The following is an 18,018-nucleotide window of genomic DNA, read 5'->3' as shown; positions in this document are numbered from 1 at the left end:
GCAGAGGGATGATTTTCTTCTGCAAGCCTTTTTATATTGAAATCAAAGAACAGGTTGACATTATGTACGATTTAATTGTTTAATTAGAACAAATGTTCTTCAATTTAAATTGGGGGTGCAACAGATGAGGCCTTAATTAGAAAGAAGCATGGAAGTTCAAGTGTTTAAAGAATATTACTGGCTGAAACAAGAACTACAGTCCTTCTGCAGAGAAAATGGAATCAGTGCATCTGGTTCTAAAGAAGAAATATCAGACCGAATAGAAGCTTTTATTCTTACAGGAGAGATAAAAAAACCACTAAAACGCACGGGAAAAAGCAAAGTGTCTAAATTGCCGCGTGAATTAAGTTTAGATAAAGTGATTACCGAAAATCATCGATGCAGTCAAAATGTAAGAGAATTTTTCAAGACAGCAATAGGTTCCAACTTTCATTTTTCTACATACATTCAAAACTATTTTAAAAATAATGCGGGAAAAACATATCGCGATGCCATAGCAGCTTGGTACGAAGAGGAAGAACGCAAGAAAGATCCGGCATACGAGAAAGTCATCGCTCCTCAATTTGAATACAATCAGTTTATCCGGGACTTCTATGCGGACTCAAAAAACAAGGGAAAGAGTCGCGAGGAAGCTATTGCAGCCTGGAATGAAATTAAAAAGCTTCCAGGAAGCAATAAATATATATCTAAATGACAGCGTCTTTTTCGATCACTTATACCTAGAAATCACAAATACTAAAATCACTGTGTGCAAAATTCAAAATAGTAAATTAAAAATATAAGCCATTAAATTAAAGAAGTAAACACCTATACAATCACCATAAACAAGCAAAACAAAAAGGAATGCGGGTACATTCCTTTTTATCACTCACCATTCATTTGTAGGTTCGATCGTCAAATTCGATCCTTGAAAACTTCTTTCTCCAAATAAAGTAATGACCGTGCATTCAACAATATTTGAACTCTGTTCGTCTTTTGTGTAGCCGACAAACAGTCCAGATGCCAGTTCTTTATCATTCTTATCTAAGACGCGTACTTTTTTGCCTTCTAAAGTCGTCAATTTCGCTCCTTGCAAAAACTCATACCATTTCTGCCAGTTGGTCACGATATACGCACCTTCACCACTTTTTAAATACCCAAGCAAGCTATTGCTGTCATCAATTTTTGCATGTAACTGCTGTTTTAACTGAACTATTTTCTCATGTACCATTGTATACTCTTCTAAATTTAAACCAGGTGAAAATTGCAGAGTGAGAGAGTTAGGAGCAGGTTCGTAGACTGCTTCAATGAGCGTCTTGTTTTTTACATTATACTTAAACTGATTCATTTGGCCTTTAAAACCCAGCTTTTCAATAACTTGATGGACATCTTGTTCATTTTTAAACTGCAAGATGGCTGATAACACAGTGTATTCCTCCATTCATCATGTGAACTACATCACTACACTTTTTCTTCTTTTCTATTATCCTATAGAAGTAAAAATCATTTGGCTGTGATGTAAATTACTTTACTTAAAAATAAGCGATCCTTCATGTACACTAGAAATATATAAATAGTAGATTAATTGCATTTCCTTAGTGGTATGCAGAAAGGAAGAGACCTGATGGACGATCGTTATTCCCGTCAAAAGTTATTTTACCCAATTGGAAACACTGGACAAACACGCCTGTTAAATAAGCATGTATTGATCGTTGGAGCCGGAGCACTGGGAGCTTCCAATGCGGAATCACTCGTTCGTGCCGGGATTGGCAAACTAACCATTATTGACCGGGATTATGTGGAATGGAGCAATTTGCAGCGCCAGCAGCTTTATACGGAGCAGGATGCTAAGAACCGTATGCCTAAAGCGATCGCTGCCAAAGATCGGTTAACTCAAATGAACAGTGAGGTAGATATTCAAGCTTTCGTAATGGATGCCACCAGTGAATCGCTTTCACCTTTATTAAAAGGTGTAGACATTGCCATTGATGCCACTGACAATTTTGATATTCGGATGATTATGAATGACCTCATGCAAAAACATCAGATTCCTTGGATTTATGGCTCATGTGTTGGCAGTACAGGAATGAGCTATACGATAATTCCAGGCGAAACACCGTGCTTGCATTGTCTGCTGCATTCGGTACCTATGAACGGAGCGACATGTGATACATCAGGCATAATTTCTCCGGCTGTTCAAATGGTGACGGCTCATCAAACAGTTGAAGCGCTTAAACTATTAGTGGAAGATCATTCTGCATTACGAAAAGGTCTGCTTACATTTGATGTGTGGAATAACCAATCCTATACCATGAATGTCCAGCGCGCCAAAAAAGCCGATTGTCCTTCTTGCGGACACAACCCTATTCATCCTTATTTACAATATGACCAGCAAACAAAAGTCAGCGTGCTGTGCGGCAGAGATACGGTGCAAATCCGTCCTTCTAAACAAGCGCTTTCGTTAGATGATTTAGAAAAAAAGCTTTCTACATTTGGAGAAATGAAAAGAAATCCATATTTGCTTTCACTGACATATGAAACATATAGAATCGTATTTTTCCAGGACGGCCGGGCGTTTGTCCATGGAACGAATGACATTGATCAAGCCAAAAGCATTTACTATCGATTAGTGGGATAGGGGGAACGTACATGGTAGAGAAAAGAACGCCAGTAAAAGTTGAAAAAGCCATTGAGCAGGTTATGAAATATTCAAGGGCGGGAGAATCAGAGTGGGTCCGAATTGAGAATGCGCATGGGCGATTCCTGGGAGAGGATTTAATTGCCGATCACGATGTGCCATCATTTAACCGTTCACCATACGATGGGTTTGCTATTCGGGCAGAGGATTCTTATGAGGCAACTAGAGAGGAGTCTGTGACTCTTCAAGTAGTGGCAGAGATCGGAGCGGGCAGTATCTATGACCAGACAGTCCTTGAAAATCAGGCAGTCAGAATTATGACCGGTGCTCAAATACCAGATGGCTGCGATGCTGTCGTGATGCTTGAGCTAACAGAAACGATCGTTCGGGATGGAAAAACATTTGTTATCATCAAGCGGGCATTTAAGGCTGGAGACAACATTTCCTTTCAAGGGGAGGATACAAAAAAAGGAACGGTATTAGCTCCAAAAGGTACATATATTAATCCAGGTATTTCGGCACTTTTGGCTACATTCGGATACGAGCAGGTTCCCGTCAGTAAAAAACCCGTGGTCGGCGTGATTGCGACCGGAAGTGAGTTGTTAGAGGTAGGAGAAGACCTGCAGCCGGGAAAAATACGCAACAGCAACACCTATATGGTTTTATCGCAAATTGAACGTGCCGGCGGAGAGGCAGTGTACTTCGGTCAATTCAGTGATGAACTCGAGACCTGTTTTCAGCAAGTGAAAGAAGCGTATTCAAAAGTAGATTTTCTAATTACAACCGGCGGCGTGTCGGTGGGCGATTATGATTATCTACCGGCTATTTATGAAAAACTGAGCGCGAATGTACTCTTTAATAAAATCGGCATGCGGCCGGGAAGTGTTACGACAATTGCCGAATTAAACGGCAAGCTCTTATTTGGTCTTTCAGGCAACCCGTCCGCCTGCTATGTTGGGTTTGAATTATTTACAAGACCCCAAATCCGTACGTACCTGCATAATGCCAGACCGCATTTAAGAAGAGAAAAGGCTTATTTAGGAGCTGATTTTAAGAAGCCTAACCCATTTACGCGATTTGTCAGAGCAGCAATTTCTTTTGAAGACGGCAAGCTCACTGTGAGCCCATCTGGGTTAGACAAATCAGGAGTTGTTTCTTCCCTCGCAACAGCTGATGCATTGATTGTATTGCCAGGAGGGACCAGAGGCTACGAAAAAGGAATGACCGTGGATATTCTGCTGTTAGAAGATCAGCAAGGCCGAAGCGAAATATGACTAAGCGGAGGGAGAATTATTATGGATCGGTTTGAAGTCATTGAGCGACCTATTGAAACGGAAGAGGTCACCAAGAAGGTAGAGCGTAGAGAAGCCGGAGCCATCACGACATTCATCGGCACCGTGAGAGAATGGACGAAGGGAAGGAGAACCCTTTATTTGGAATACCAAGCCTATACACCGATGGCAGTTAAAATGCTTTCACAAATAGGAGAAGAAATACAAGAAAAGTGGCCGACTGCACAAGTGGCCATCACTCACCGCATCGGGCGGCTGGAGATCTCAGAGGCGGCAGTTGTGATTGCTGTATCCTCTCCACATCGAAAAGAAGCGTATGAAGCGAATGAATACGCGATTGAACGGATCAAGCAAATTGTTCCGATCTGGAAAAAAGAGCACTGGGAAGACGGGGAAACATGGATTGGCGATCAGCTTGGACAGACAGAGTACCCAGAAGGAAAACCAGAAGTAGAGGGTGGTAATCAATGATTAAGGTATTATTATTTGCGCATTTACAAGAAGAGATAGGGAAGTCCGAACTGGCAGTAGATAAAGATCATCTGACAGTGGAGCAGTTAAAACAGTTCGTCGAAAGTGAATATCATTTGTCTCGAATGGATCAAGTGATGACAGCGTTAAATGAAGAATACGCTCTCGAAACAGATATTGTGAATTCTGGGGATGTCGTTGCCTTTATTCCGCCTGTCAGCGGAGGCTAAGAAAGGGAGGATCTCATTGTTAAAGAAGCATAGGCAGCTTTCTCCAAAGAAAGTCAATTGTCAGGTGATTACTGTAAGTGACACCCGCACGAAAGAAACAGATAAAAGCGGTGCACTGATTATTGAATTACTAGAGCAGTCCGGTCATCAAGTAACTGTATATGAAATCGTCACAGATGATCAAGATCGAATCAAAGAGTCGATTCATAAAGGGTTAGGCAATCAAGACGTAGAAGCAATCCTTCTCAATGGAGGAACAGGGATGGCGAAGAGAGATGTAACCATTGAAACCGTACAATCCTTATTAGATAAAGAAATGGTTGGCTTCGGTGAGATTTTCCGTTATTTAAGCTACACCGAGGATATCGGTTCTGCCGCTATTCTTTCAAGAGCGATAGCGGGTGTCTCAAGCGATAAAGTCATCTTCTCAATGCCTGGTTCCTCCGGTGCAGTCAGGCTGGCAATGGACAAATTGATTATTCCTGAACTTGGCCATGTGGTCATGGAAGTGCAAAAGGATTTATAACGTGAAAAGGACGACTATTCTTAAGCCGTCCTTTTTAGCGTATAACCAATTAAAGCATTCTTTTAAAATCGCCATTCTTTCCGCCCGATTTTTCTAATAGATAGGTAGGGCCAATGACCATGCCTTTGTCGACGGCTTTACACATATCGTATACCGTCAAGGCAGTCATAGATGCAGCGGTCAGTGCTTCCATTTCGACGCCGGTGCTTCCTTTCGTTTTTACTGTGGCATAAATCATTAGATCAAATTCATGATTTTCGGATTCCTTCCATTCAAACGAAATATCTACACCGCTGATTGGAATGGGATGGCACATCGGAATCACCATAGACGTTTGCTTGGCTGCCATGATCCCAGCCACTTGAGCCACCGCTAACACGTCGCCTTTTTTCATTTCATCATTGATGATTTTTTGATAAATTTCTTCATTTACTCGAATGCTTGAACATGCTTTGGCAAGTCTAGCAGTCTCCTGTTTATCTGACACATCAACCATTTTTGCTCTGCCTTGATCATTAAAATGCGTAAATTCTGACAAGATGGCACCTCCAAGAAGAATATAATTCTATTATAATTGAAATGAACGTTATAAGCTGTGATGTGAATCAATTTCATTCATTTTTCATAGAAACCGGGAGAAACACAGGAAGGAGGCCTTTTTTTGACTAATAATATACCAATTATACAAGTAGTAGGCTATAAAAATAGCGGGAAAACGACCTTAGTTTGCCGTATGATCGAATCCGTTGCTGCAAAAGGCCTGCAGGTGTCGGCCTGCAAGCACCATGGTCATGGCGGTGAACCAGATGCTGTTACGACAACTGACAGTGCCAGACATAGCTCAGCAGGCGCCATTATGTCTGGTGTAGAAGGAGATGGTATGCTTCAATTAAACATTCGGCAAGATCATTGGAAGCTGGATAAAATATTAAGATTCTACCAGTTGATAGAGACAGATGTATTAATATTAGAAGGTTTTAAAAAAGCGCCATATCCAAAAGTAGTGCTTATCAATAGAGAATCCGATCTAAAGCTGCTTGATGAATTAGAAAACGTCATAGCGGTCATCTCTACGTTTGACATTCAATTCAAGAAAGATCACATTGTGTATTTTTTACGGGAGCAGGAGGAAGAATTTATTGAGTGGTTTTTAGAAAAAGGGGTCAGACCCCCACTGCGTTAAAGCTTTAACGCGACGGGGGTCTGACCCTTTTTTATTTTTCATTTGATAGATCACTGAACTGCCCGATGTAATACTTTACTTCGCCGGCATCGTTGCTGACTTGGCTGATGGTGAGCCACTCAGGATACACTTCTCCATTTTTGCGTTTGTTCCAGATTTCGCCTTGCCAGAAACCTTGTTCTTTCACTTTTGACCAGAGATCGGTGTAGAATGTATCACTATGTTTGCCGGATTGAAGCAAACTAGGTTTTTGACCAACGGCTTCATCTATTGTATAGCCCGTTACTTTCGTAAAGGCCGGATTTACTTTTTGAATCACGCCATCCGTATCCGTGACCATCATTCCTTGAGCGGTACTTTCAATAATTTTACTCTCAAGGCTTAGTTTCTCTTGGTAGTACATCCAAACAACGATAACAAAGCTGACAAGAGCAAACTCTGATAACGCCATAAAGCCGATCGCATAGTGACCTGTAATATTAAACACAGTCGTTAAAATTAATGGAGGGAAGAATCCGCCTAACCCGCCCATGGCCGATACGATTCCATTAACGATTCCCGCTTGTTTTGAAAAGTATAAAGGAACCAGCTTAAAGATTGTTCCATTTCCAATTCCTGCACAAAATGCAACGGTTAACACGCCGACCGTATAAAGCTCTAATGTTGGTGAGAATGACAGGACAACACCAGAGGCTGCTAAACCGACAAACACAAACATTAAGATGACAAATGGATTGAATTTATCCGCAAGCCAGCCGCCGATCGGACGGAAGAAGGTGGATAAAGCGATAAATCCTGCTGTGCGGAAACCTGCGTCCACAGGGGACAAGTCAAAGTGATTAACTAAAAAGTTTGGTAAATAAATCGTAAAAGCAACAAATGAACCAAATGTAATGAAATAAAATAAACTCAGAAACCAAAGCGTTTGATTGCGATAAATTTCTTTTATCTGTTTGACTATTGGCAGGTTGACCTTTGGTTCATGACGGTCACCAAAAAGGAAATTAAATGCTGCAAACGCAATCAATAGAATTAAATAAAGGCGTACTGTGTTTTCCCAGCCGATTGACTGAGCTATAACCGGTGCGGAAAAGGCAGTAATCGCTGTACCGATATTGCCGGCTCCGTAAATTCCATTGACAAATCCATGTTTCTCTTTCGGATAATATTTTGGCAGTGAAGTAACCCCAATTGAAAAAGTAGCTCCTCCTACCCCAATTAATAATCCGCCGATGACTAGGTCCATTAATGAATCCGCCTGGCTAATATAAAAGACCGGGAATAATAAAACTAGAAAACTTAGTGTAAATGTAAATCTAGCACCTAAGCGGTTCGTGTAATAGCCTAATGGCACCCGTAAAATGGAACCGAGAATAACCGGAATCGCTGTAACGAGTGCGACTTCCTGATCAGTCAGTCCAATATCTTTTTTTATGTTTGGCATGAGGGAAGAAATAAGTACCCACACCATGAAACCTGCGACTAAACTAAGTGTTTGAAGAGGAAGCTGAATTTTTGAGCTCTTCATTTGGTTGTGCCCCTTTCAAGGATCAGATTATGTTATAGATGAGTGTCGATACATAGATACTAGCAAAAGAGAAATGGGGCGGAAGTGAAGTACATCACAGGTGAATGAGAATGCCGGGAATGTCACTAAATGTCCACTAATAGATTGAATGAAATCCATTACTTTAGACTCAGATTTCTTCATTTAAAATTTCTTTCCGTTGTAATAAAGTTATAGAATTGCATATTTACTCTAGTAGCGTGATAAAGTAAAGTAGGGATGGTGGGTCTTATTTACTAAAGAAGTGAATTGAGGAGAGAAGTCAACATGATTAAAAGTATAAAAATAAAAATGCTTTTGATTTTTTCAGGGTTAATTTTGTTTTCTGGTTTGCTGATTGGATATGTTTCTAGCAAGGCTTCAGAAAACTTAGTGGTAGAAGCGGTAAGCAAACAAGCTGCCAGTATCACAAAGCACGCGGTAGAGGTTATAAAAGAAGAGGATTACAAACAGATTCTCACATCAGGTGAAACCAGCTATTACAAAGAATTACGAAGGGATTTAAATGAGATAAGAGAATCGAATGGCCTTACTTATTTGTATACCATGAAACGAGAAAAATCAGGAGAAGAATATAAATATTATTACATAGTGGACGGCATGCCATTGGATTCAAAGGATGCTTCCTCATTCGGTGATGAAGAAAAGGGTATTGAGGATTACCCTGCAATTGTACGCGCGTTTGAAACAGGACAAACAGAAATAGAAATGACCAATACGGAGGAGTATGGCGGCCTTGTTTCTGCCTTCACACCAATAAAAACAAAATCAGGTGAAATCATTGGAATTATTGGCTCAGATTTTGATGTAACAGATGTTTATCAGGATATAGAGTCCAACCGGACAAAGATGCTTCTTATCATTGCCGGTATATTAATCGGTAGTTTTGGCATTACAATTGCGGTAACGCTTTCTATTACCAAGCCGATCCAGCAATTGTCACAAAATGCAGAGTCAATAGGTAAAGGAGATTTATCTGTACTTGCGGTGTCCAATCGAAAAGATGAGATTGGCAGGCTCAATGAATCTTTTTCTAATATGGTGCAGGATTTAAGAGAAATGATTGAAATCATTAATCAAAATAGCTACGAATTACATCAAACCGCTACTATACTTATTTCGAGAGCGGATGAAACAAAGTCTGCAAGCCGAGAAATTGCGGTCACGATGGAACATGTTTCAGAAAACTCCGTATCACAGCATCAAGGCTTAGACGAAAGTGTAAAAGTGATAGAGGAAATGGCTAGAGGAGTCAATCACATTGCTGATTCATCAATAGCTGCTTCTGAATTAACGGGACATACTTCGGACCGTATCGAAAAAGGAAATCAGCGGCTTAAAAAAGTTACGAGTCAAATGGAGGCTATCAGCAGTTCGGTCAATCAGTCTAACGAAATGATTGGAACATTAAAAAGCCATTCAGATGAAATTTCTAGTATTGTGAGAATCATTAGTGATATTTCCGCACAAACCAATTTGCTAGCTTTAAATGCAGCCATTGAAGCCGCTCGAGCCGGAGAATCTGGAAAAGGCTTCGCTGTGGTTGCGGAAGAAGTTAGAAAACTTGCCGAGCAATCTGCCAAATCAACAGAAACCATCCAAGGGCTAATCGAAAAAATTAATAGAGATACAGCACAAACATCTACTTCTATGGAGGTTGTTTTAGAAGAAGTAAAGAAAGGGAAGGCAGATGTGTTCGAGGCGGAAGGTGTGTTTCAATCGATTTTAACTTCTATTGACGGAGTTGAAAATCAAATAAAAGAAGTGTCACTTACATCTGAGGAAATGTCCGCTTCTGCGGAAGAAATTGCTTCTGCCGCTTTAGAAACAACAAAAATTGCTGAAAAAACGGCAGACATTACCGTTGAGGCAGCAAACCTATCAAAGAAACAAGAAGAACTCATGATGGATATGGCCCACTCCATTCAGCGCCTCTTCGACATGTCGAATAAATTAAAGGAACTTACAGGAAAATTTCAGCTATAAATAAATGTTAAACTAAAACACTCCTCATGAAACGAAATGAGGAGTGTTTTATCACTTATTTATACATATCTCGGAAAAAGGATATTGTTTTCCAAGTGAATATGCTCAAACATATCGCTTTCTAACAATTCCAAGCGATCGTAAACTAATTTAAAAGTGTTGCAAGCATTAACAGGCAATTGATAGTCGTTAGTGAGCTTGCGTATTTCTTTCAAGATGTCACCTGCATGGTCATGCTCGTCCATTAATTCTTTGACAATGGGAGTTAATGCATTTCGTGCGGCATCTGACGGCGCAGTCTCATAAGCTAAAATAGCTGGGAAGGCTGTCTCTTCTTCTTTGGCAAAATGCTCAGCAATCTCAGCTTTTAACTCATTGAATAAATGTAATACATCTGTTAAATGAGGGTGGCGTTCTCCGTGAACGGCCGCTATTTTTTTTACGTAAGGAGTCAGCTGTTTGATTTCAGACTGGGCGTATTCGTGATGCTTATTTAAAATATGCTCAACTAAATCTTTTGAAGGAGCAATTCTCCAATCATTCATTTTAATAGCTTGCGAGTATTGCTGGTACAATTCTTCTAACTCATTTAGAATATCTGGTTCACATAACTGCTTTTCTTCTATGGCTTCTTTAAGCGGTCGATTACCTCCGCAGCAGAAGTCAATTTTATGTTTTTTAAACAGGTCACTTGCTTGAGGAAAAGTAGCTACTACTTCACCAACGATAGATGTTTGATTAAATTTTTGTGCCATTTGTCCTGCACCTCCTGAAAATAGATTACTAAATTTAAAAATCCCGCGTTATGATATATGTCACAGGTAAAAACTTTTTAAGGATTAAGGAAATGAGTTCATTTGACTGGAAATCAATTGATAAGAATATTCGATATTTCTTTGCAATGACTGGATCATCTTCATTTGCAGCACTTGATTCTCGGCTATTAAATGCTTCATTAACTCAATCGGAATCGTAAGCAGGGTAGTATCCGCTGCTGTTTCCATTTGAAGTTTCTGATTCCATATTTCAAAAAACGACTGAAATAATAGAGTTTCTCCTGATTGAGCAGACCCAATCAACATTCGCTCTTGATTTGTTTTTTCATAATATAAATGAATTTTTCCGGATAACACAAATATAAACTCTCTGTTTGAAATAACGGGTAATAGGTCTCTCTTATCGTGCAGGTACAAGGAATTAGCTGTTTTTCTTATTTGTTTTAAAGCTAGAGGGTCCAATTGACGAAAGAATGAGCTGCTTTTCAAAGAAAATAAGTATTCAGATGCCAGCAAACGATTCTCCTCCTAAAAAAGTATCTGTGATGATTGTATAAAATTTCTGAATGATTAGTTGTGATACTTCTCACATAGTGAATTTTTTAAAACCAAAATAAAAAAGCTGCCGAAGAGGCAGCTGAGGTTAAAGCATTAATCAATATGGCACTCGTCAATTTGGCAGGTATCACAGCCAATACTGCATTTTAAATAATCGATATCTAGGATCGTGATTTTACCCGATTCATCTGTTGCGATAATTTTATTTTTTCTTAATTCGCTGAGCATCCGATTTACGCTTTCTCTTGTAGCTGAACAGAATTTAGCGAGCTCTTGATTCGTTAAATGGATATCAATTAATATACCATCTTTTGTTTGCACGCCATAGCTATTTGAAAAACGTATGAGTGTGGAGAAGAGGGCGCCTTTTTTTCCGTGCAGCACGAGATCAATAATTTTTGACTGCACAGCACGAAGGTGAGAGCTGATCCATTTTATAAATTCATAGGTTAGCTGATTGTTTTTCATTAGTTCTTTTTCAAGCACTTCTTTATTTAAAACAAGCACTTCGCCTTCAGATAATACCATGGCGCTTAACATATACTTCGCATCCTCAGAAAAGAGAATTAACTCTCCCACAATGTCATCTTTCTTACAGATACGTAAATTTAATTCTTTTCCTTCCGCCGTTAATTTACTGATTTGCACGAGTCCGGATTTAACTAAATACAATTCAGAGGCGTCCATTCCTTCTTGGAAAAGAAACGCTCCTTTTTCAGTTTTTTTAGGTGTTCCGATGGTTAGCAATAGATTTCTAAGGTCTTCAGATATTAAATCAATATCACTTTTTCTCCTAGAATTAATCATTTAATTGATCACTCCCCGAGGTTAAAATGCGTTGGTTGTCTATTAAACATCAAAATATTTACACAAAACTTTCTTCATATTTGTGAAGGTCGAAAAACTTCTATATAGTTTAAAGTAATTATTACCTATTTTATCTATAGTTACTTGTCCTCTACCCAAAAGAAATCAAAATATTCATAATTTGGCAAAACAATTCCATTTAGTTGGTGTGATGTATTTCACAACCCCATTCAGATCCACTTGTTATGATAAACACAACTACAAAAGCAATGAAAAGGAGCGAGAGTGAATGAAACAGATCGTAGACAGCAGAACTCGACCCCTTCGTGATTTAAGAATCTCAGTGACAGACCGCTGCAATTTCCGCTGTAATTATTGCATGCCTAAAGAAATTTTTGGAGCGGACTATCCATTTTTAAATAGAAAAGAAATATTATCTTTTGAGGAGATCACCCGATTAGCTAGAATATTTTCATCATTTGGAGTAGAAAAGATCAGACTGACAGGCGGGGAACCGCTGTTAAGGAAGGATTTACCTCAATTAGTTGAACAGCTTGCTTTAATTTCCGGTATTAAATATATCACACTTACGACCAATGGAGTATATTTATCTAAATATGCCCAAAAATTAAAGAGTGCCGGAATTTGCCGGGTGAATGTCAGCTTGGATTCTCTAGATGATGAAGTGTTTAAAGGGATTAATAATATGGGAGTAGGTGTGGATTCCGTACTCAAGGGAATTTTTGCTGCCCAAAACGCAGGACTAGAAGTAAAAGTAAATATGGTCGTAAAAAAAGGGATGAATGACGACCAAATCATGCCAATGGTTCGCTTCTTTAAAGAAAAAGGAATCATGCTGCGCTTCATTGAATTCATGGATGTCGGTACAACCAATGGCTGGAACTTTAAAGATGTGATCACGAAAAAAGAGCTTCATGATATGATCTCAGAAGAGTTTGCTATTGAACCAGTTAATCCGCACTTCTTTGGTGAAGTGGCGAAACGATATCGTTATGTCGGAACAGATACGGAAGTAGGATTTATCTCTTCTGTGTCGGAAACCTTCTGCACTTCCTGCACGAGAGCGCGTCTCTCAACGGATGGGAAATTATTCACTTGCCTATTTGCGGATCAAGGCCATGATCTAAGAGAACTGCTTCGAAACGGAGCGGATGATGAAGACATTCAATCATTCATACAAAACGTTTGGGAACGCCGTGATGATCGTTATTCAGAAATTCGTACGGAAGAAAGCCAAAAAAATAGAAAGTTAGAAATGTCCTACATTGGCGGATAAATTTAAGGATGGGAGCAAGGTGAATGTGCGTAAATGATAGACAAGGTGTCACAGGCATTATTTTAGCGGGTGGAGAATCAAGAAGATTCGGCCGACCTAAGGCCTTTGCCAAGTACGACGGGAAATATTTCTATGAGCACGCTCTTCATGCACTTCGTCCTTATACACAAGAGGTCGTCCTGGTCAGTCATCCAACGATAGTGAATCAATTTCCAAAAGAATCTGACTATCAAGTCATTGAAGATCTCGATTCATATAAAGGAAAGGGACCATTGGCAGGAATATACTCTGTCATGAAACAGTTTCCTGCCGAGTGGTACTTTGTCCTGGCCTGTGATATGCCATTAATGAACTGGGAAACAGTAGGAGAAATTATTTCCTTAGGAGATAAAGACATTCAAGCGGTTGTTCCTAGTATTGACGATAAGATTCAGCCATTAAGTGCGCTATATCATCAATCTGTTCTAACTGATTTAGAACAGCAGTTAGAGCAGGGAAATTATCGTATGATGGGTTTGTTAGAACGGGTAATAGTAAAAATTGTCACAGAAGAAACACTGCCCTTTAGTGGACAGCCGTTTAAAAATATAAACAATCAAACATCTTATCAACAATTAGTTGTTCGAGATAACTAATTCAAACAGAAGCAGAAAGGCTTAGACGATGGAAACAACACAACTTATCATTTTATCGAGTTTAATTTGTATAGCAGCTATTTTATATTCTTCAGTCGGACATGGTGGAGCATCAGGTTATATTGCGATTATGGCTTTAATTGGACTGTCTCCTGCTTTAATTAAGCCGACAGGACTAGTCTTAAATATTCTTGTTTCATCTATTGCTGCCTATCGGTTTTACCGCAAAGGAAGCTTTAACTGGAACGTATTTATTCCTGTCACGCTTTTTGCGATGCCATTTTCTTTTTTAGGCGGGTTTCTCTCTTTATCTGGTTCCGTATATAAGATCATTGCTGGAATAATTCTTGTTTATGCGGCGTTCCGTTTCATGGTTGACCAAACTGCCATTGAAGCACCAAACAAAAAAATGCCGCTCTATAACGCCGCTTTTTTCGGAAGCGGAATTGGCTTTTTATCCGGGCTGATCGGCGTAGGCGGAGGTATTTTTTTAAGTCCGTTATTGCTGTGGAAGCGATGGGCATCAATGAAAGAGACAGCTGGAATATCAGCATTATTTATTCTTGTTAATTCTATCTCAGGTCTTCTTGGCCACATTTCAAACGTCAAACACCTGCCGGACTATCTTGGTTTCCTCGTTGTAGCAGCAGCGGTCGGCGGTCTCATCGGCTCTAAAATTGGAAGTGAAAAAGCCTCCATTCCAATGATTCGCAAGCTCTTGGCTGTCGTTATTTTCATAGCGGGTATGAAACTCATATTTTTATAATAAAACTGTCTGCTTAGTAAACTAGCAGACAGTTTTTTAATTATATTAATCTGCTAATCATTGGATTAATTGTCTAAAAATATAAACTATTATATGATTATAGATACAGGGTATTTCCTGATATTGGAGGACAGGGGTTGGGAGAATGAGAAAAAGAAATAGTTGGAAGAAGGTAGGACCCGTTATACTAACTGCTGCTATGGCGTCTAGCGTGATCATGCCAGGAGCCCAAGGGATAAAAGTACAAGCAGCCGAACCAGCAAACACAATTGCGCCAGAGAATGCCGAACAAATCGCAAGCAGCTTTATGACGGCGGCTATCAATAATGATTGGAAGGCAGCCTATCATTATTTTAATGAGGATTTTAAAAAATACGTCCCTGAAGAATTTTTACCGAATGTCTGGGCAGCTAAAACTGGGCCATTTGGCAAGTTAGGCAAACAACTTTCTATTAAAAAAGAAAACAACAGCTTACATACTCATATAGTGATGACGTATGAAGGAGAGAAGGGACCTGCTGAAGTTACTCTCCATTTAGATAAAAATGGACAGATTGATGATTTCTTTTTGCCTTTTTATTCTGCACCTCCAAGTCAATACAAAGAACCAGATTATGAAAATAAAGATCAATATAGTGAAAGACAGCTAACCATCGGTGAAGGAGAGTTCGCCTTGCCTGGAACACTTACGCTGCCAAAAGGGGAAGGACCATTTCCAGCAGTCGTGCTTGTTCATGGATCGGGACCAAACGATCAAGATGAATCACTTAACTCGACCAAGGCGTTTCGTGATATAGCGGTTGGATTAGCTAATGAGGGAATAGCTGTTCTTCGTTATGAAAAATTGACTCGTGAGCACCATATAAAAACGATGACCAATCCAAAGCTGAGTATTAAAGAGGAAACGGTGGATGATGCGTTAAGAGCAGTGCAGCTTTTAGAGTCAGTCCCTGAAGTCAGTGACCAAGTGTTTGTATTGGGGCACAGCCAGGGAGGATATGCACTCCCGCGTATATTAGAAGCGGATAAGGAAAAAGAGATTGATGGAGGAATCGTTGTTGCAGGACCAAGCGGTAAATTCCAGGATTTAATGCTTTGGCAGCAGCAGGCCGCCATTGACCGGGCGAAAAAACAAGGTTTGACGCCAGAACAGTTGAAACCATATGAAGATAATTACGCTTTTTGGAAACAGCAAATGGATATCATTAATAACCGCGACTATTCTTTAGATAATTTGCCAAAAGACTTTTTAGCCGGGTATCCTTACTGGTGGATCGAGCTGCGAGATTATTTGCCTCGGGAATTAGCTGCCAAACAAACTACACCGCTTTTCATTATGCAAGGAGAAAAGGACTTGCAAGTGCCGGCATCTGAAATAGCCGGATGGAAGACAGCATTAAATGAACGGAATAATGTGACGTATAAGACCTATTCGAATTTAACGCATTTGCTTGTGAATTATGAAGGAGAACCTGATCTCTCTGAGTATGCCATCCCAGCGAATGTTCCACAAGATTTTATTCAAGACATTGCTAAATGGGTACACGACGATAAAAAGACGGTCTCTTTTACTGATGTAAAAGAAGATTTCTGGGCGTATAAAGAAATCATGTTTTCAGCTGAAAAAGGATATTTAAACGGATATCCAGCAGGCACATTTGAGCCGAATCAATCGATTTCGAGAGCTCAGGCTGCGAAAATTTTAGCTAATGCCCTAGGCTTTAAAGCAGAAAACGTGACGGATCAAACGGTATTTACAGATGTCCCTTCAGATTCAGAGTTTCTGCCGTACATTCGCTTCTTAAAACAAAAAGGGATTCTGTCCGGCTATGAAAACGGCACATTTAAACCGAATGAAACATTGACCCGCGCTCAAATGGCGAAGATCTTATCTATTGCGTTTGAATTAAACGGGAAACCAAAACAGCCATTTAAAGATGTGAAATCAGAATTCTGGGCTGCTGATTATATTGATGCGTTAGCCGCCAATGGCATCACAACTGGAAAGACAGATGGTACATTCTCGCCAAATCAAACGGTCACACGCGGTCAAACGGCTGTGTTTTTATATCGGACTATGCAGTTAGGCAAGTAAACTAAATGAAGAATCAACCTTGCGGAATATCTTTTCGCAAGGTTTTTTGATGGAACAAAAAAACAAAAATCATTATGTGCAAAATTCAAATTAAAAATTTAAAAAAGCATTTAAATGAATCTTATCGCCCATTTTAAAATTAATCAAAGGTTGCCGCTGAAAGCCAGCGGAAAGCAAATGAAGCTATTAAAAACAGCAAATTTAAAGAAGAAATCATTCCATACGAAATTAAAACAAGAAAAGGCACGATGATCTTTGATACAGATGAACATCCCCGCCCTGAGTCAACTGTGGAAAAGTTGAGCCAGCTAAAGCCTGTTTTTAAAGAAGGCGGAACAGTGACGGCAGGAAATGCTTGCGGAAGAAACGACGGCGCTGCTGCTCTTTTGTTAGTGAGCGAATCAGTGGCTGCCAAACATTCATTACAACCCAAAGCCGCGGTGATTGACTGGGCAGCAGTTGGTGTGTCGCCGGAAATCATGGGGATTGGCCCGGTGCCAGCAATTAAAAAACTCCTCGAGCGCACAAATATGACGATCGGTGATATCGATTTATTTGAAGTAAATGAAGCCTTTGCCTCGCAAGCCCTTGCTGTTCAAAGAGAACTTGGAATCGATTCAGATAAATTAAATGTAAATGGAGGCGCAATTGCGCTTGGTCATCCGGTTGGATCGACAGGTGCCAGAATTGTCGTCACATTAATGCATGAACTCATTAAACAAAATAAAAGATATGGAATTGCTTCATTATGTGTCGGCGGCGGTCAGGGCATGGCTATTTTAATAGAAAACGAACAAGTGAGTGTGTAAGATGAGTCAGGAAAAAGCCTATTTAGACCACTCTACGTTTTTTGGAGACCTGGGCATGAAAAGAGAGCCGGACGAAGCTGGCAAAATTACAGCCTCCCTTCAAGTCAGTGCGCTTCACCTGGATTCGAACGGTTATTTAAACAACGGGATCATTTCAACTATTCTTGACGTCGTGCTCGGAACGGCTGTTTCAAGAGAAGCAGAGGCGTTTTGTTCCACTGTGACACTCCATACACAAATCTACAATCGGCCTGAAATCAAGACCATTAAGTGCCAGCATTCCTTTACTAAATTTGATGGAAAACACGCCAGTGCCTGCGGGGAAATCTATGATGAATCCGGCCAGCTGGTCGCTTCTGGCATGGGGTTGTTTAAAGTCATGAAAAATCATTAATGAACGGGG

At 39.9% G+C, this 18,018-nt stretch carries 19 protein-coding genes and 1 pseudogene; 14 read left to right on the top strand and 6 right to left on the bottom strand.

Annotated features, from left to right (window positions below):
- Positions 1 to 148 precede the first annotated feature (148 nt).
- Positions 149 to 694, top strand: a complete 546-nt coding sequence (locus tag JOC78_RS09890; RefSeq protein WP_204554828.1) for a DUF6434 domain-containing protein — start codon at positions 149 to 151, stop codon at positions 692 to 694.
- 174 nt (positions 695 to 868) lie between these two features.
- Here the strand turns inward: JOC78_RS09890 and JOC78_RS09885 are convergent, their stop codons facing one another.
- Positions 869 to 1,405: a hypothetical protein gene (locus JOC78_RS09885; protein WP_204554825.1), complete on the bottom strand. Its 537-nt coding sequence runs from the start codon at positions 1,403 to 1,405 to the stop codon at positions 869 to 871.
- Between the two features lie 198 nt (positions 1,406 to 1,603).
- Here JOC78_RS09885 and JOC78_RS09880 point away from each other — a divergent pair, with 198 nt between their 5' ends.
- The 5 genes from JOC78_RS09880 to JOC78_RS09860 are packed head-to-tail and all read left to right on the top strand — an operon-like array spanning position 1,604 to position 5,136.
- The gene (locus JOC78_RS09880; RefSeq protein ID WP_204554822.1) at positions 1,604 to 2,617 is read left to right on the top strand and encodes a MoeB/ThiF family adenylyltransferase; all 1,014 of its coding nucleotides are present in this window, start codon (positions 1,604 to 1,606) and stop codon (positions 2,615 to 2,617) included.
- 11 nt (positions 2,618 to 2,628) lie between these two features.
- Positions 2,629 to 3,891, top strand: a complete 1,263-nt coding sequence (locus JOC78_RS09875; protein ID WP_204554820.1) for a molybdopterin molybdotransferase MoeA — start codon at positions 2,629 to 2,631, stop codon at positions 3,889 to 3,891.
- A gap of 21 nt (positions 3,892 to 3,912) precedes the next feature.
- Complete coding sequence (locus JOC78_RS09870; RefSeq protein WP_204554817.1) at positions 3,913 to 4,380, top strand: molybdenum cofactor biosynthesis protein MoaE; 468 nt, start codon at positions 3,913 to 3,915, stop codon at positions 4,378 to 4,380.
- The gene (gene moaD / locus JOC78_RS09865) at positions 4,377 to 4,610 is read left to right on the top strand and encodes a molybdopterin converting factor subunit 1 (RefSeq protein ID WP_204554814.1); all 234 of its coding nucleotides are present in this window, start codon (positions 4,377 to 4,379) and stop codon (positions 4,608 to 4,610) included. The genes JOC78_RS09870 and moaD overlap by 4 nt, the downstream gene beginning before the upstream one ends.
- Complete coding sequence (locus tag JOC78_RS09860; RefSeq protein ID WP_204554811.1) at positions 4,573 to 5,136, top strand: MogA/MoaB family molybdenum cofactor biosynthesis protein; 564 nt, start codon at positions 4,573 to 4,575, stop codon at positions 5,134 to 5,136. The genes moaD and JOC78_RS09860 overlap by 38 nt, the downstream gene beginning before the upstream one ends.
- 49 nt (positions 5,137 to 5,185) lie before the next feature.
- On the opposite strand, the gene moaC is transcribed toward JOC78_RS09860, so the two are convergent.
- Entirely contained in the window at positions 5,186 to 5,674 is a 489-nt protein-coding gene (moaC, locus tag JOC78_RS09855) for a cyclic pyranopterin monophosphate synthase MoaC (protein WP_204554808.1), read from the bottom strand.
- A 123-nt stretch (positions 5,675 to 5,797) separates the two neighbouring features.
- On the opposite strand from moaC, the gene mobB reads away from it, so the two are divergent.
- Complete coding sequence (gene mobB / locus JOC78_RS09850; protein WP_239587107.1) at positions 5,798 to 6,319, top strand: molybdopterin-guanine dinucleotide biosynthesis protein B; 522 nt, start codon at positions 5,798 to 5,800, stop codon at positions 6,317 to 6,319.
- Positions 6,320 to 6,350: 31 nt separating this feature from the next.
- Here mobB and JOC78_RS09845 read toward each other — a convergent pair whose 3' ends face one another.
- Positions 6,351 to 7,847, bottom strand: coding sequence for a nitrate/nitrite transporter (locus JOC78_RS09845; RefSeq protein WP_204554805.1), 1,497 nt, complete (start codon positions 7,845 to 7,847; stop codon positions 6,351 to 6,353).
- 306 nt (positions 7,848 to 8,153) lie between these two features.
- Here JOC78_RS09845 and JOC78_RS09840 point away from each other — a divergent pair, with 306 nt between their 5' ends.
- Complete coding sequence (locus tag JOC78_RS09840) at positions 8,154 to 9,872, top strand: methyl-accepting chemotaxis protein (protein ID WP_204554802.1); 1,719 nt, start codon at positions 8,154 to 8,156, stop codon at positions 9,870 to 9,872.
- A 59-nt stretch (positions 9,873 to 9,931) separates the two neighbouring features.
- Here JOC78_RS09840 and ric read toward each other — a convergent pair whose 3' ends face one another.
- The 3 genes from ric to JOC78_RS09825 form a co-directional block, all read right to left on the bottom strand.
- Complete coding sequence (gene ric / locus JOC78_RS09835; RefSeq protein WP_204554799.1) at positions 9,932 to 10,627, bottom strand: iron-sulfur cluster repair di-iron protein; 696 nt, start codon at positions 10,625 to 10,627, stop codon at positions 9,932 to 9,934.
- A gap of 84 nt (positions 10,628 to 10,711) precedes the next feature.
- Complete coding sequence (locus JOC78_RS09830; RefSeq protein ID WP_204554796.1) at positions 10,712 to 11,164, bottom strand: cyclic nucleotide-binding domain-containing protein; 453 nt, start codon at positions 11,162 to 11,164, stop codon at positions 10,712 to 10,714.
- 135 nt (positions 11,165 to 11,299) lie between these two features.
- Positions 11,300 to 12,013 (bottom strand): Crp/Fnr family transcriptional regulator, encoded by a 714-nt coding sequence (locus JOC78_RS09825; RefSeq protein WP_239587106.1) that lies wholly within the window; start codon positions 12,011 to 12,013, stop codon positions 11,300 to 11,302.
- A gap of 289 nt (positions 12,014 to 12,302) precedes the next feature.
- Here JOC78_RS09825 and moaA point away from each other — a divergent pair, with 289 nt between their 5' ends.
- The 6 genes and pseudogenes from moaA (at position 12,303) to JOC78_RS09795 (ending at position 18,009) form a co-directional block, all read left to right on the top strand.
- The gene (gene moaA / locus JOC78_RS09820) at positions 12,303 to 13,310 is read left to right on the top strand and encodes a GTP 3',8-cyclase MoaA (protein ID WP_204554793.1); all 1,008 of its coding nucleotides are present in this window, start codon (positions 12,303 to 12,305) and stop codon (positions 13,308 to 13,310) included.
- 23 nt (positions 13,311 to 13,333) lie between these two features.
- A complete protein-coding gene (locus JOC78_RS09815) occupies positions 13,334 to 13,945 on the top strand; it encodes a molybdenum cofactor guanylyltransferase (protein ID WP_204554790.1) in 612 nt (203 codons plus the stop codon).
- A 28-nt stretch (positions 13,946 to 13,973) separates the two neighbouring features.
- The gene (locus tag JOC78_RS09810) at positions 13,974 to 14,711 is read left to right on the top strand and encodes a sulfite exporter TauE/SafE family protein (protein ID WP_204554787.1); all 738 of its coding nucleotides are present in this window, start codon (positions 13,974 to 13,976) and stop codon (positions 14,709 to 14,711) included.
- A 145-nt stretch (positions 14,712 to 14,856) separates the two neighbouring features.
- Positions 14,857 to 16,806 carry an S-layer homology domain-containing protein gene (locus tag JOC78_RS09805; protein ID WP_204554784.1) on the top strand — a complete coding sequence of 650 codons (1,950 nt, stop codon included), beginning with the start codon at positions 14,857 to 14,859 and terminating at the stop codon, positions 16,804 to 16,806.
- A 158-nt stretch (positions 16,807 to 16,964) separates the two neighbouring features.
- Positions 16,965 to 17,615: pseudogene (locus JOC78_RS09800) on the top strand (thiolase family protein); the annotation flags it as partial.
- Between the two features lies 1 nt (position 17,616).
- Positions 17,617 to 18,009: a PaaI family thioesterase gene (locus tag JOC78_RS09795; RefSeq protein ID WP_204554781.1), complete on the top strand. Its 393-nt coding sequence runs from the start codon at positions 17,617 to 17,619 to the stop codon at positions 18,007 to 18,009.
- Positions 18,010 to 18,018: the final 9 nt, after the last annotated feature.

This window comes from Bacillus ectoiniformans, assembly GCF_016908875.1.
GTDB lineage: Bacteria > Bacillota > Bacilli > Bacillales > Domibacillaceae > Bacillus_BX > Bacillus_BX ectoiniformans.
Note: the sequence above shows the minus strand (reverse complement) of the source record. Positions and strands in the feature narration are given on the sequence as shown.